At 56.6% G+C, this 14,111-nt stretch carries 15 protein-coding genes and 1 pseudogene; 10 read left to right on the top strand and 6 right to left on the bottom strand.

Annotation, left to right across the window (positions count from 1 at the left end):
* Positions 1-114: 114 nt before the first annotated feature.
* The 4 genes from KW062_RS22510 to ygfZ form a co-directional block, all read right to left on the bottom strand.
* A complete protein-coding gene (locus KW062_RS22510; protein WP_105753837.1) occupies positions 115-639 on the bottom strand; it encodes a BRO-N domain-containing protein in 525 nt (174 codons plus the stop codon).
* 368 nt (positions 640-1,007) lie between these two features.
* Positions 1,008-2,255, bottom strand: a complete 1,248-nt coding sequence (locus KW062_RS22505; RefSeq protein ID WP_027619933.1) for a ribonucleotide-diphosphate reductase subunit beta — start codon at positions 2,253-2,255, stop codon at positions 1,008-1,010.
* A gap of 386 nt (positions 2,256-2,641) precedes the next feature.
* Positions 2,642-3,463: an HDOD domain-containing protein gene (locus tag KW062_RS22500; RefSeq protein ID WP_027619934.1), complete on the bottom strand. Its 822-nt coding sequence runs from the start codon at positions 3,461-3,463 to the stop codon at positions 2,642-2,644.
* Between the two features lie 37 nt (positions 3,464-3,500).
* The gene (ygfZ, locus tag KW062_RS22495) at positions 3,501-4,442 is read right to left on the bottom strand and encodes a CAF17-like 4Fe-4S cluster assembly/insertion protein YgfZ (RefSeq protein WP_105753836.1); all 942 of its coding nucleotides are present in this window, start codon (positions 4,440-4,442) and stop codon (positions 3,501-3,503) included.
* Between the two features lie 149 nt (positions 4,443-4,591).
* Between ygfZ and KW062_RS22490 the strand changes: the two genes are divergently transcribed.
* Both KW062_RS22490 and KW062_RS22485 read left to right on the top strand, forming a co-directional pair.
* Positions 4,592-4,846, top strand: coding sequence for an FAD assembly factor SdhE (locus KW062_RS22490; protein WP_027619936.1), 255 nt, complete (start codon positions 4,592-4,594; stop codon positions 4,844-4,846).
* A complete protein-coding gene (locus KW062_RS22485) occupies positions 4,830-5,279 on the top strand; it encodes a protein YgfX (protein ID WP_081786392.1) in 450 nt (149 codons plus the stop codon). Before KW062_RS22490 ends, KW062_RS22485 begins: the two co-directional genes overlap by 17 nt.
* On the opposite strand, the pseudogene KW062_RS22480 reads toward KW062_RS22485, so the two are convergent.
* Positions 5,248-5,439 (bottom strand): annotated as a pseudogene (locus KW062_RS22480) (L-aspartate oxidase); the annotation flags it as partial. The gene KW062_RS22485 and the pseudogene KW062_RS22480 overlap by 32 nt on opposite strands.
* A gap of 43 nt (positions 5,440-5,482) precedes the next feature.
* Between KW062_RS22480 and KW062_RS22475 the strand changes: the two are divergent.
* From KW062_RS22475 to KW062_RS22440, 8 genes are all read left to right on the top strand, one after another.
* On the top strand, positions 5,483-6,937 hold the full coding sequence (locus KW062_RS22475) for a tyrosine-type recombinase/integrase (protein ID WP_105753835.1): 1,455 nt from the start codon (positions 5,483-5,485) through the stop codon (positions 6,935-6,937).
* A 35-nt stretch (positions 6,938-6,972) separates the two neighbouring features.
* Positions 6,973-7,383 carry a hypothetical protein gene (locus tag KW062_RS22470; protein ID WP_105753834.1) on the top strand — a complete coding sequence of 137 codons (411 nt, stop codon included), beginning with the start codon at positions 6,973-6,975 and terminating at the stop codon, positions 7,381-7,383.
* Between the two features lie 153 nt (positions 7,384-7,536).
* Positions 7,537-7,839, top strand: a complete 303-nt coding sequence (locus KW062_RS29325; protein WP_105753833.1) for a BRO family protein — start codon at positions 7,537-7,539, stop codon at positions 7,837-7,839.
* 64 nt (positions 7,840-7,903) lie between these two features.
* Positions 7,904-8,437: a hypothetical protein gene (locus KW062_RS22460; RefSeq protein WP_105753832.1), complete on the top strand. Its 534-nt coding sequence runs from the start codon at positions 7,904-7,906 to the stop codon at positions 8,435-8,437.
* A 198-nt stretch (positions 8,438-8,635) separates the two neighbouring features.
* Positions 8,636-8,968, top strand: a complete 333-nt coding sequence (locus tag KW062_RS22455; protein ID WP_105753831.1) for a hypothetical protein — start codon at positions 8,636-8,638, stop codon at positions 8,966-8,968.
* Positions 8,969-9,258: 290 nt separating this feature from the next.
* Entirely contained in the window at positions 9,259-9,657 is a 399-nt protein-coding gene (locus tag KW062_RS22450) for a hypothetical protein (RefSeq protein ID WP_105753830.1), read from the top strand.
* Positions 9,658-9,727: 70 nt separating this feature from the next.
* Entirely contained in the window at positions 9,728-10,738 is a 1,011-nt protein-coding gene (locus KW062_RS22445; RefSeq protein ID WP_105753829.1) for a hypothetical protein, read from the top strand.
* Positions 10,739-10,975: 237 nt separating this feature from the next.
* A complete protein-coding gene (locus KW062_RS22440; RefSeq protein WP_105753828.1) occupies positions 10,976-11,716 on the top strand; it encodes a hypothetical protein in 741 nt (246 codons plus the stop codon).
* Positions 11,717-12,011: 295 nt separating this feature from the next.
* On the opposite strand, the gene nadB is transcribed toward KW062_RS22440, so the two are convergent.
* Positions 12,012-13,619 (bottom strand): L-aspartate oxidase, encoded by a 1,608-nt coding sequence (nadB, locus tag KW062_RS22435; RefSeq protein WP_105753827.1) that lies wholly within the window; start codon positions 13,617-13,619, stop codon positions 12,012-12,014.
* Positions 13,620-14,111 lie beyond the last annotated feature (492 nt).

The raw sequence follows: 14,111 nt of genomic DNA, 5'->3' as shown, positions 1-14,111 counted from the left end.
CAATCGCCGAGGGTTAAATTCCCTCGGACGATACTGAGTGGCCACTACGGCTGTCTACGAAAATTCCTACATCAAGAAATGAGAAATCTCGCAAGTGGTCCTACAAGCTGCCGTCTAACCCATAGACGACTGAAACACGCGCGCAACCTTCTGCCACCAAGGCTTCGATGCAGGCATTCGCTGTTGTGTGTGATCGAGCAATAGATACGGCATGTCGCGCAGCCGAATCCAAGCTTCATCCTGCCAATGCAGCAGACTTAGCGACATCTGCGGCCAATCCAACACACTCAACAGCGGCCGATCCGTATTGTCCGACTGCTCCGCATCACGTAAGGCCGGGACCACTTGATGGGTAATCCACTCACGCAGCAACCGATTGGCGGGTGCGTAGTGATACACCAACAGCGCATACACACCAGACTCGCTGAGCATCAACTGCTGTTCCGGTTGCCGGTAATACTCAATACACAGTGTGCGGTGTTGGTCTTTGTCGAGCTTGTTGACCATGCGTTCGCTCAGATGGAAACCCATCAAGCGGCCGATATCCCGGGCGCAGAACCATGGTTGGTTTTCTAGGAGGAGGGCGTGGAGGGGGAGGTTGTGGCGGGTGAAGGCTGTTACAGGCAAGGAATCAGGCATATCCATTAGCTCTACGTATAGGTTTTTGAGAGCCTGACCCCCAACGTAGATTGGACTTAAGAAACTCCAACGAACAAAGCCTTTGCATGTCGATCGATAAATCACCGAGGGTGATTGCGCGTCTTTGCAATTGGCTAAGCTTTCTACGTTGGGCGTTTCTTAGGCACCTGCGATAGAGGTTAGAGGTGCATCGGAAGTGCATCAATTCGGAGGTTGCCGTAAGTGCCGTAGGGCTTGTAGCGTTATGGTGTAGGGATGAAAAATGTTCAATCCCTCCCAATAAAAACAAAGCCCCGATCAGATCGGGGCTTTGTTTTTTTCGTTTTGACGATTCAGGTTTAACCGTCAAATCGGGATGAACTAGGCAATCAATCCCAGCTCAAAGCACCACCCGTTTGATATTCGATTACCCGAGTCTCAAAGAAATTCTTCTCTTTCTTCAAGTCCATGATCTCGCTCATCCAAGGGAACGGGTTAGTGGTCCCTGGGTACTCTTCCTTCAAACCGATCTGCGACAGGCGACGGTTGGCGATGAACTTGAGGTAGTCCTCCATCATCGCGGCGTTCATGCCCAGTACGCCGCGCGGCATGGTGTCGCGGGCGTATTCGATTTCCAGTTGGGTGCCTTGCAGGATCATTTGCGAGGCTTCTTCCTTCATTTCGGCGTCCCACAGGTGTGGGTTTTCGATTTTGATCTGGTTGATCACGTCGATGCCGAAGTTCAGGTGCATGGATTCGTCGCGCAGGATGTACTGGAACTGCTCGGCGACGCCGGTCATTTTGTTGCGGCGGCCCATGGACAGGATCTGGGTGAAGCCGCAGTAGAAGAAGATGCCTTCCAGAACGCAGTAGTAGGCGATCAGGTTGCGCAGCAGTTCTTTGTCGGTTTCGACGGTGCCGGTTTCGAACTTCGGATCGGAGATCGAACGGGTGTATTTCAGGCCCCAGGTGGCTTTTTTCGCGACCGATGGGATCTCGTGGTACATGTTGAAGATTTCGCCTTCATCCATGGCCAGCGATTCGATGCAGTACTGGTAGGCGTGGGTGTGGATCGCCTCTTCGAAGGCCTGGCGCAGGATGTACTGGCGGCACTCCGGGTTGGTGATCAGGCGGTACACGGCCAGGACCAGGTTGTTGGCAACCAGGGAGTCGGCGGTGGAGAAGAAGCCCAGGTTGCGCATTACGATGCGGCGCTCGTCGTCGGTCAGGCCTTCCGGATTTTTCCAGAGGGCGATGTCGGCGGTCATGTTGACTTCTTGCGGCATCCAGTGGTTTGCGCAGCCGTCCAGGTACTTCTGCCAAGCCCAGTCATATTTGAACGGGACGAGTTGGTTGAGGTCGGCGCGGCAGTTGATCATGCGCTTTTCGTCGACCGCAACGCGGGCGGAGGCGCCTTCCAGTTCAGCCAGGCCTTCGGCGATATCGAGTTTGTCGAGGGCGGCCTTGGCGCGAATGATCGCGGCCGAGTCGGTAGCGGTTACCGCGCGCGCTTCGAGTGCGGCAGCACCACCGGCGCTGTCGAGGCGGTCCATGTTGGCTTCGGTTGCGTGGCCAGCATTGGCACCTTTGGCGACAACTTCGCCGTCTTCTTTATCGAATTCGTCCCAGCTCAGCATGACGTGTCGTCTCCTGCGTGAGGGCCAATCGCCCGTGTGAAAACTCTGATGGTCGGTTATTCACACGGTCGGTTGGCCGCGTTGGATCTAAAGGAATCGTTTTGTTGCAGTAAAACTGCACGCAAAAAACAGAATTGTGTACGGGTGCGCTGTAGCCGCTTGTCGCGGAGGCAACTGGGTCGGTTCCGACGCAGGCTCCAGTACAGCTTACCTCCTGATGTAAGGAGGTGTTACAGGCCCCATTTGCCGCCGCATTATAGGTGTTTTTTCAGGTTTGTGGTGCGGCTAAGTAGCCCACCAAGTCGGCCAATGCGGGCAGAAGCCAGCGTTTATGGGGCTTTGGCCATTACAGATTTTTTTACTGCGACCAGCGGATATTTTCCCGCTCAATAAAACATCGAACGCGAGTCTTCCAGTTCGGCGCAGGTGATCGGCTTGTCGGGGCTTATGCCCAGACGCTTGAACGCCGGCAGCGTCGACAGGTCGATCTGTCCCAGCGGGTGGTAGCTGCCCTGATGGCTGTGGACGGTGGCCACTTGCACCAGGTCCACGTAGTCGACGAATTCGTTCTGGCGCTGCAGGTCCAGGTACTGGCCCGGCATATTGACCAGCATCTCCGGAAACTCCCAAACGTGCAGCAGTTTGTCGCCCAGCAGCGGATGGATGCACTCGATCACGTGGTTGAGGCAAACCGGGTCCGACAACAGTTCGTTGTGGTCTTCGGCGTAGGTGAGGATCGGCAGCACGCCAATCTGGTGTACCAGCCCGGCGAGGGCTGCCTGGTCGGGCTTGAGTTGGGTGTGGCTGCGGCACAGTGCATAACTGATACCGGCCACTTCCTGGCTCTTGCGCCAGACATCGCGCATTTTTTGACCGACGACGTCGGAGCGGGCGTGGAATATCTGTTCCATCACCAGCCCGATCGCCAGGTTGCTGCTGTAGTTGATGCCCAGCCGCGTGATCGCGGTGTGCAGGTCGGTGACTTCCTGGGTCGAGCGCAACAGCGGGCTGTTGACCACTTTGATCAGGCGCGCCGATAGCGCGGTGTCGCGACCGATGACTTTGCTCAGGGTGGTGACGCTGATGTCCGGGTCTTCGGCGGCCCGGCGAATCTGCAGGGCCACTTCCGGTAACGTTGGCAGAACCAGGTCATCGTTATCGATGGCCTCAACCAAATCCTGTTGGACCTTTTCCGCCAGCTTGCTCATTTCGTTTCTCTAGGTGTTGCAACAAAAGTACTGCGGATTAACGCTGGATCTCGCGATCGCGATCCAGTTGGTAGGGCAGGTCGAGCAATTGCAGAGCCGGGCCTTCGAGCGTGCCCAGGTGCAGGTCGCCGCTTTCGGCGGCCTCGGCTTGCAGTACCGCGAGCAATTCAATGCCGGTCTCGGCGCGGGCGGCAATCACCACCTCGCCAATGGAACTGGCATGGGTCGGGGAAAACAGTGCAGTGCCGGGCTCGGGCAGTTCGCCAGCCGGTAATTGCAGGCGGTACAAACGGCGTTTGAGTTTGCCCAGGTACTGCATGCGGGCGACGATTTCCTGGCCGGTGTAGCAGCCTTTCTTGAAGCTGACGCCACCCACGGCCTGCAGATTAAGCATCTGCGGAATGAACAGTTCGCGGGTTTGCGGCATGACCTGGCCGATACCGGCACGGATCTGACCGAGCAGCCAGTCGTTGAGCGTACCTTGTGCGAGGCTGGCCGAAAGTTTTGCGCCCAGTTCCTGCGCCTGATCGGCGGCGGCCCACAGTTCACTGCGCCCCGGCGACACGCGAATGGCGATCAGGCCGGCATGGCGGGCCACTGCATCGGTGCTTTCCGGCAGCTCAAAGCCGAGGCTGGCCAGCGCTGCATCGGCGTTGACCAGACCGAAACGCACCCAGGCCGCGCTTTCATCCGTCAGTTTGGACTTGGAAAACACCGCGTATTTTTTCAGGTCCGCCAGTTGCGGCTCGAGCAGCTCGCTGGCCATGGCCAGCAACACCCCGTCGCCTTCCAGCAGGATGCGAAAGCTCGATTGCATGCGACCTTTCTGGGTGCAGCGGGCGCCCAGACTGGCCTGGGTGTCGCTCAGGTAGTTGAGGTTGCAGGTCAATTGTCCCTGCAGAAACTTGCTGGCATCGGAGCCGCGGACGGCGAGCACGCCTTCGTGGGACAAGGTGCAGAAAAAAGCGGAATCAGCCATGGGTCATCGCAGGGTAAAAAGTCTGGGGGACATCATAAGGGTGCGCTGTTGAAATGGGTAGTTCACAAAAGGATCGCGGTGCCCGACCAAAGCCGACTGTTCTACCCAGGCCTGGGCTGTATACTTGCGCTCTATTTGAGGAGCGCTCCATGGTCGAAGATGTTGAACTGAATCGCCTCTACTGGCACAGCCGCCGCGGCATGCTTGAGCTTGACGTGCTGCTGGTGCCCTTTGTCAAAGAGGTTTACTCGCAGCTGAACGAGGTTGATCGCGCTTGCTACGTCAGGCTGCTGGAGTGCGAGGATCAGGACATGTTCGGCTGGTTCATGGAACGCTCCGAGTCCGAAGATCCCGAGCTGCAGCGTATGGTCCGGATGATTCTGGATCGTGTCCAGCCCAAGTAGTTTCGAATGCCGCTGGCATGCCTCAGGGCAGTTGCTGGCGGCGTATCTGCTTGCCCAGCTGTTCGCGCTGGGGTCGTTATTTCTACTTGATATTCCCCTCTGGGCCAGCCTTGCGGGTGCTTTGTCGTGCCTGGCGCATGCTGCCTGGGTCGTGCCGCGACGAATACGTTTGAGCCATCCTCGCGCGTTCTGTGGCTTGCGCCGCGATGCCCTGGGTTGGCATCTGTGGAATGCAGTGGACGGGTGGCAGGCTGTGCAATTGCGTCCTGACAGCCTGGCATTGCCCTTGATCGTGGTGCTGCGGTTTCGCCTGCATGGCCAGCGCCGCGTGCGCTCAATCTGCGTGCCCCGCGACGCACTGGCGCCGGATGTTCATCGGCGCCTGCGCGTGCGGCTCAAGTTCAGTCGGCGTAGGTGGGCGGCACCAGAATAGTGTCCAGTGCTTGCGGCAACATATTCGGGTAGTCCAGCGTGTAATGCAGGCCGCGGCTTTCCTTTCGGGCCATGGCTGAACGAATCATCAGTTCGGCCACTTGCGCCAGGTTGCGCAACTCAATCAAGTCGCGACTGACCTTATAGTTGCTGTAGAACTCGCATAGATGAGGCTAAACCCAATGGATACAGGGGTTTCAGCCGATGACCATCAACCAGCGCTCCCAAACTGGGACAAACCTGTTACAAACTGCCCTCGCCAAGCCGTACCACTATCGCCGGTCTGGTCGCTATTACCTTCGCCTTCGCCCTCAAGGGACCGCTAAGGGCTTCTTCACGCTATCGCTCAGGACCACCGACAAGGCCACCGCTATGACCATCTCCCAAGACATCCTTCAGACCCTCAAGGCTTTCCACTTCGACAACCCTGAGGCCACTTGGGATGAGCTGAGAGGGCGCCTTGAGGACATCGCTGAGAGCTGCCTGACGATGGCTCATGGGGATGGCTCATTGATTGCCTACGAGATGATCCATGATGAGCAGCATGTTGCCCTTCGTGAGGCCAGCGCCAAGCTACCGCTCACAGTCAATCAGCAACGGGCTGTGAGCAAGGCATTGGAGATCCTTGAGGCCGCTCAAGAGCGCTTGGAGGGTCGTCCGGGGAAGCTGGTCGAGATCATGAGGGACCTCAAGAGTGAGGGTTGTAGCACGTCTGTAGCTCTGTCTCCGTCCCTATCTGTATTACCGTCTGAGCCTCTGACCTTCAAGACCCTCTCAGGGCTCTACATGGATGAGCATAAGGAGCATGCGGGGGAAGGGACCATACGAGACGTGAGGTCGTCCTGTAAGACCATCGCTGAGATCCTCGGTGGCTTGGACCTCAAGACCCACACTCGGGAGGACATGAAGAACCTTCGGGCCAAGCTCCTTGAAGGGCGCAAGCCTTTGACGGTGGGGAAGATCCTGACCACTCTATCAACGGTGATGAAGTGGGCAGTGAACAACGACTATCTCAGCAAGGCTCTCACGGATGGTCTCAAGCCAACCAAAGGCGCTGAAAGCTCCCGTGAGGCGTTCTCTCAGGATCAAGTCAAAGCCTTAATGGCTCACGCTGAGACCCTTCCAGTGGATGCATGGCAACGTTGGGCGCTGTCCCTTGGGGTCATCGCTGGGACTCGTATCGAGGAACTGAGGCAGCTCACCAAGGCGGACGTTAAGCGAGTCGGGGGTGTTTGGGTGATCGACATCAATAGGAATGATGGTAAGACAGCGAAGACCAAGAACGCTTTGAGGGTCATTCCGTTGACCGATGGGGGTCATGGGTTTGATCTTCAGGCGTTCCTTGAGTTTGTCGAAAAGGCAGACTCTCGGTTGTTCACGTTGGGCGGCGGTCAGTTCTCTGTATTGCTCAATGGAATGCTCAGGGATGTCTTGGATCTGAAGGCTGATAGGACCCAAACCTTCCATTCATTACGGCACTCACTGGCTGGCGCTTTGAAGGCCGCTGAGGTGCCTGTAGGGACCGCTGAGTCAATCTTGGGGCACGCTTCGGGGTCGATCAGTTATGACCTTTATGGAGCTGGGAGTGCCGTTGAGGTGGGGCGTATGGCTGAGGCGCTCGTGAAGACGTTCTCACTGGTCGCCAGAGTGATGTCTTAATGATACTGTTCTATCGTGTCTTAAGGAGATTTCAGATGCGTAAGGGGTCAATCGGATTGGTGAGTGCTATCTCCCTGATCCTCAGTTTCTCGGCTTCTGCGGGGCCAAGTTGGATAAGTCTTGATGAAACCAAGGATGGTTTAAAATGGGAAGCAAAGCCCGGCTCATTTGAGTTCTCTACAAATAGAAATAAAGTTTCCGTTGCGGTCATCGCAGGGAGAGTGGTTAATTCAAAGACTTCTGATATAGCGTTGTACAAGTGGTATGTGTCGGCTGCGGATTGCAGCAAGAAAATGGGGAAGCTTGTAAGCTTAGGTGTCGACGGCGAATATCAATTTGATAATGATTTTATGTATGGGAGTGGAAGTGTCGCTTCCAGTGTTGCTGAATTTATTTGCGCTGTGGCGGATAATAATATTAAGAAAGCAGAAGGTAAAAGCCTGTAAGTTGGACGTTCTGGTAGGTCACCCTGAACACGACCTGTTGTTTGTGGCTACACAAGTGGCACGCTACAGCGATTTAAAAGACCCAAGCAATGCCGTCTCCGTCTATCGCAGCAAGAACCCTAAGGTAACTGGGCGCTTCAATGGCGGGACGCCTTGAGAGTCTTGGATTCAGTCCAAGGCTCGTCTAACGCACACAACCGCGTCCCCGGACAACCGCCAAGTCAGGTGATTCAATCCAACTCGTGGCTGGCCTCTGAGGGCTGGGTCTACCGGATGCTCATGCGGGGTGACTCTCAGGCAGCCGAAGCATTCCGTACTTGGATTGCAGACGAGGTGGTCCCGACCATCCGCAAGACCGGCAAGTATGATGCTAAGCAGTCCACCAACCCTATCGCAATGGGCCTCATGGATGAACTCAAGGCGCGGCTGTTGAACCCAGAGGTTACCCAGAGGTGACTTAAAAACCCTCACTATTGCGACAGGCACCCCGCTTGTTGATCAGGCGATAGGAGGCCAGCCAATGACTACCGTTCAAAACACAATCAAGACAACCCTCGACACCCAAACTGGGCATGAACTGACGTTTGACATCCGCTCAGGTGAAATCCTTGCGACCCAAAAGGTCCACATAAAGAAGCACACCATCACCACCGATGTGGGCAAGCAATGCCGGTTCCCAATCGCTGCCCGCACCTCTGAGGAGCTCCTTGAGATCCTTTCTGTTCATGACCAGTGGACCAACAACTTGACCGTCGAGGCTGACAAGCTACTGGACCTACTCGAAACAGGAGAGATCACAGCGGGCGCCGTTAAGGTATTCCGGCAGATCCTCCTGGGACTGGCTGGTCGGAACATTTGGTTCGGCAAGCTGGCGGACATCGGGACCAAGCGAGAAATCGGGGACTTGACCCGCGCTGGCTTAATCCGTGTGATCCGACAAGGGAAGACGCTGCCCACCAAGGTGGCTGTGCATCCGTGGTATGGCTGGCGTGGGGACCTGATGAGTCGGCAGTCTTATATAGGCGACTGGATCGGCATTGGCAGCGTGGAATAAGGTCAAGGTTCCGAAACTGCAACCAACACATGGCTGGAGACCATAGCCACTGTGGGCCCTTGAATCTGCCTATACATATAAAAGGGCTACTTCAAGTTTCTCATTGAGGCCCATCGACCAGACTCATAGGAAGAGGGCGTTTGTTAATTACAACCCTCATCGAAAGGAATCTCAAAGTACATCGCCAAGGAGAACTTTATGACCGATCTCATCGCCTGCCCAGCTACCTCCCTGCTCACTGAGGACGACCTGACCACTTTGTCTCTTGTCTTCCCTCCACCTTCACGACCTCAACTGATTGAGCTTCGTTGTGTCCTCAATAAGCGAAACGCATCCTTTAGGACCTATGAGTCTGGGATCGTCACCTTCGACAAGAACACCATGCTCCGTGAGGTCGCCTTGAAGTGCTCCGCAAAGACTGCCGAACGGGTAACCCATCTGGTCGCCCAAGGTGTATGCCTTCAAGCCATCGCTTCGGTGCCCTTGAGGATTCCCTTGACGGGAACTGAGCCAATCTCGCTCAGGCTTTAAGGTGCCCGTCAAGGTAACCTTTAAAACCCCTCACTATTGGGAGACCCTCAGAGAATCCTAAAAGATTCCTGTAGTGGACCCTCACCAGCAATACCCGACCGTCGCCACGGTTGTCCTTCGATGCCTCTCAGGCTTGCCATGTCCTGATCCAGCATTAGCCACAAACCCAAACCAAGAACCTTTTGATCGACCTTGGAAGATGCCCATGCGGCTCCCTCCTTGCCGTCTTGTCGTGCGCGTCTATGGCGCCAAGGTCGATCAAAGGGTCACCTCACAGGAGATCCAAACCCATGAAAATCACTATCACCAAAGTCCTGAAGAATGAAGTAACCGTGTCCGGTCAGACCCTGGCCCGTGAGTATGTAGAGAACGTCATGTTGCCCTTGCTGATGGCCCAATGTGGTCGCAACAACACCTCCAAGTTCGCTGTGATCAAAGCCTTCGATGAGGCTGGTCTGTCCCTTAAGGCCATCCAAGAGGACGCTCTGACTTACTTCGAGACCAAGCGAGAGGAGCAGGCGAAGCGCGAGCAAGCCCAACGCGAAGTCGATGCCCATGCTGAGCGTCTACGTGAATGGTCGCCCCGTGAGCTGGCCCAAGCGAAGGCCGACAGGGTAGCCCGTGCTGCTGCCATCTATGAGCAGGGTTCCAAGGTCTTAGCTGCCCGGGCCCGTAACTCTGGTTGGTAAGCCCTCAAGGGACCTTAAAGACCACCTCTCTCAACATCATTCAATCATCCAATTCAGGAGAACCATTCCCATGAAACTGCATAACCAATACATCGCACCAACCAAAGACACCGTAAAGCACGCCTCATCGGCCTACGAGAACGGTAGCACTATCCAATTCTCTACCGGTGACATCCGCCATGAGGACTTGGGAGCCACCGACGTGTCCGTATACGTGGAAGCCCTGACTGAGGGTCTCGATGAGTACCTCAATGGTGACGAATGGCGCCAAGCGGCTGCTGAGAGAACCCCTTGCGAGTTCCGTCCGGCTGGTACTGAGGCCACTGGTCAGCAGATCATCACCATGGCTGAGCGCACTGTCACCTTCGACCCTCGTAAGAACTGGGACAACCAGACCATCTCTAAGGGCCCCGTCTTGGCCGGGTCTGTGATCATCACTGAGCCTACCGACACCGCTCTGCTGATCAGCTACCGCCACACCATTCTCGACCACACCTTGATTGCTGGCTTCACTGAGCAGGCCTTGGACCAGACCGCTGAGAAGCTGCTGCGCGATATTGAGTATGGCGCCAGTGGCGAGATCGCTGGCATCCTCTCGACCGCTCCGAGCACCGAGGTCGTCTCTGAGACCAAGCCTACTGGCAAGCCTGTAGAGATCGCAGATGACCTCATCGACATCTTGACGATGAACATCAATCAGACCGTGGGCACCTCACTGGCGGACTTTGTGGTCCTGTTGCCAGTGTCTCTGGTTGCCGTGCTTGAGCGAGCTGCTCAGCGAGCTGGCAAGGGTGACCTCCAAGACCTCATCGGCGCCTCAGTGCAGCCTTACACTGGCACCGACTACGGTATGTTCCTGCTGCCTAAGATGTTCACCAGCCTGAGTTACCGTGAAGGCCGTAACGGCGACATCTGGAAGATCCAAGCGACCCGTAATGCTGCTCATCAAGCATGGGACGTTGAGATCATGGCTCAGGTGGACATCGTGGCTAACGGAAAGGTCAAGGTAAAGCTGACCACCGATGGTTTCCAGACTGAGGCTGTGGCCTTCCCGATGATCACCCGCATCACCTTGAACTGACCTAAGGGAATCCCTTAGAAGCCCTGTAAGGCCGACCCTGAGAGGGATCGGCAGGGGCATCGCTTCACCTGAGAGAGTTCCGAAAAGCCGAACTCTCCCTATCGCCCGTCGCTGGGCAATCACCAATTCGTAGAGTCTTCCTGTTTGCTTCTTCATGCCACCGTCCAGAACCTTTGTCGGGTCTCTGCGCTGGACCGTGGGAGCGAACTTGAGGGAGCAAACAAGAGGAACAAGACAATGAACGTGACCAATACCCCTATCCCTGTTTCCCTGATGGGTCAAACCTTCTCAGCCAATGACGAACGTATGTGGCATCTCAACGAGATCCATAAGGGGCTCAATCTACCAGACCGTAAGTCGCCGTCTGAGTGGCGTAACGCGGTCTCCGTAGAGCTACGAACCTCCGGAAATTTGCGGAGCTTGGATGGTAGCGGGACCTTTGCTGATGAGCTGGGAACAATCGCCTATGCCATGTGGGTCTCGACTGACTTCTATCTAATGGTCGCTGGTGCCTTCGTCGCTATGCGTAACAATGCTGTGGGCGAATTGAGATCCGCTAAGACTCTCTTAGATGCCAACATGCCCAAGGCTTCGACCCTCGACATGAAAGCCCGAGGCGCTGGTCTGACGTGGACTGAGGCTTGCCGTGTCGCTGGTATCCAACAATCACGCCTCGCGCTTGAGGCTCTGGTCACATTGGGCAACTTTGTGTACCCCGTCGACAACTTCGGAGCCCGTGAGGGCTCACCTCGACCACACAAGCAGGGCTTCGAGGTGGGTGCCTTTGTGAAGGTCTCATCTGACTTTGGCAACCGTGAAGGCTGGCGGGTAAAGCCTCGTGGTCTGGACTGGCTCCGCAAGAATGCTGAAGCGGTGAACCTCAGAGTGGCCGAAGTGAAAGCCCGTAAGGACAAAGCTCAGCGGGATGCCAAGGCCCGACTCAAGGAGAACCTCAAGGCATCATCCCCGGAATTCTGAGTCCACCACTATATAAAGGAGAACCCCAATGGACACCTTACAGGCTGCCTATCTGGTCTGTGTGGCTGTCCATCTGGCCTTGTGGCTGTACGGGCACCTCAAGAGACCTTAACGAGAAAATACAGAAAATTTGGGAGTGACCACCTCATTGCTTCTACAGGCTCAGTTTCCCCCGTATGGCCTCGCTCAGGTTCTCACGGGCAGGCGATAAGGACCCCAGCGATGGGACAAAGATGGCCCAAAGCTGTTACAAAACGGGTCCTCAGCGTGCTACGCTCAGGGCTCCTAACGTGCCTCATCTGGTCGGGGTAAGGATCGTATCCTTCGCCTCTGGCAGCATCTCTGGATAGTCCAGCGTGTAGTGCAGACCCCGAGATTCCTTGCGTTCCATCGCTGACCGGATCATCAGTTCAGCTACCTGAGCAAGGTTCCTCAATTCAATCAGGTCTCTACTCACTTTATAGTTGCTGTAGAACTCATCGATCTCGTCCAGCAGCAGACGCACCCGATGCTCGGCGCGCTGCAAGCGCTTGTTGGTGCGCACGATGCCGACGTAGTCCCACATGAACCGCCGCAATTCGTCCCAGTTGTGCGCGATGATCACGTCTTCATCCGAGTCGGTCACCTGGCTCGCATCCCAGGCCGGCAGCGCGTTGGGGATCGCCACATGGGGCAGTTGCTCAAGGATGTCGGTCGCCGCCGAGCGCGCGTAAACGAAGCATTCCAGCAGCGAATTGCTGGCCATGCGATTGGCGCCGTGCAGACCGGTGAAGCTGGTCTCGCCAATCGCATAGAGGCCGGGCACGTCGGTGCGACCCTGCTGGTCGACCATGACGCCGCCGCAGGTGTAATGCGCAGCGGGTACCACCGGGATCGGTTGTTTGGTGATGTCGATGGAGAACTCGAGGCAGCGCTCATAGACAGTCGGGAAGTGCGCCTTGATGAAGGCTTCGGGCTTGTGGCTGATGTCCAGGTAGACGCAGTCGATGCCCAGCCGCTTCATCTCGTGGTCGATGGCGCGGGCAACGATGTCGCGCGGCGCCAGTTCGGCCCGTGGGTCGAAGCGTTGCATGAAGCGCTCGCCGTTCGGCAGCTTGAGATGCGCACCTTCGCCACGCAGGGCTTCGGTCACCAGGAAACTCTTGGCTTGCGGGTGATAGAGGCACGTGGGATGGAACTGGTTGAACTCCAGGTTGGCAACCCGGCAGCCCGAGCGCCAGGCCATGGCGATGCCATCGCCGCAGGCTCCGTCGGGGTTGCTGGTATAGAGGTAGACCTTGGCAGCACCACCGGAGGCAAGGATCACGAAGCGTGCGCCGTAGGTGTCGACTTCGCCGGAGTCGCGATTGAGCACGTAGGCGCCGAGGCACCGATCGCCATCCAGGCCCAGGCGTTTTTCGGTGATCAGGTCGACGGCGACCCTTTGCTCCAGCAGTTCGATGTTTGGACGCTGCCGTGCTTGTGCCAGCAAGGTATTGAAGATGGCCGCGCCGGTGGCGTCGGCGGCATGGATGATGCGCCGATGGCTGTGGCCACCTTCGCGGGTCAGGTGGAACTCGAAGCCGCCGTCCTCTGTGCCGGACTGTTCGTCGCGGGTAAAGGGCACGCCTTGATCGATGAGCCATTGAATGGCCTCGCGGCTATGCTCGACGGTAAACCGCACCGCATCTTCGTGGCACAAGCCACCGCCAGCATTGAGGGTGTCATCGACGTGGGATTCAATGGTGTCAGTGTCATCCAGCACGGCAGCGACGCCGCCCTGGGCCCAGTAAGTCGAACCGTTGGCCAGGTTGCCCTTGCTCAGTACGGCAATGCGCAAATGATCAGGCAGTGTCAGGGCCAGACTCAAACCGGCAGCGCCGCTGCCAATCACCAGAACATCGTGTTGAAACTGTTGGCTCATTTCAGGATTCCGCTCAAAGCGACCCGGGACGGGGTTGGCGCAAGACACCTGAATCGGCGAGTCGAGACAGCCACACAGCGCACTAGTATATAGAGGGGTGGATCGGCACAATAGCCGAGCCTTCGTGGCAATGTGAAACTACTGTGACGGAGAGGTCTGACCCTGCTGTAGGGGGAATTACCTCATGAATCGCGCTGGAGGTGGCGTTTTCGCCGACAAATAGCGCTTTTTCGCCCCGGTTTGTACGGTAATGGTTTCTTCCGGCTATAAAGTTTGGGAACTTTTGCCAAGCGCCCAAACTCAATAGAAGGTTGCCTGAAACGAGGGTCAGCGTCGGTTTCACGCAGGGATCTGTGTTCCGCTCACTGCGTCTGGACTCGACAACAGGATTATTCGCGCAGCCGGCCCAGCCGGTGCTGCGTTTTTCGTGTGTGCCAAATCAGAGCGCGCAGGAAACTTGCTTGGAGGGGGAGAACTTTTGCGAAAAGCCCG

The organism is Pseudomonas fluorescens (assembly GCF_019212185.1).
Taxonomy (GTDB): Bacteria; Pseudomonadota; Gammaproteobacteria; order Pseudomonadales; family Pseudomonadaceae; genus Aquipseudomonas.
The sequence above is the reverse complement of the archived record's forward strand: the minus strand, read 5'-3'. Positions and strand labels throughout refer to the sequence as shown.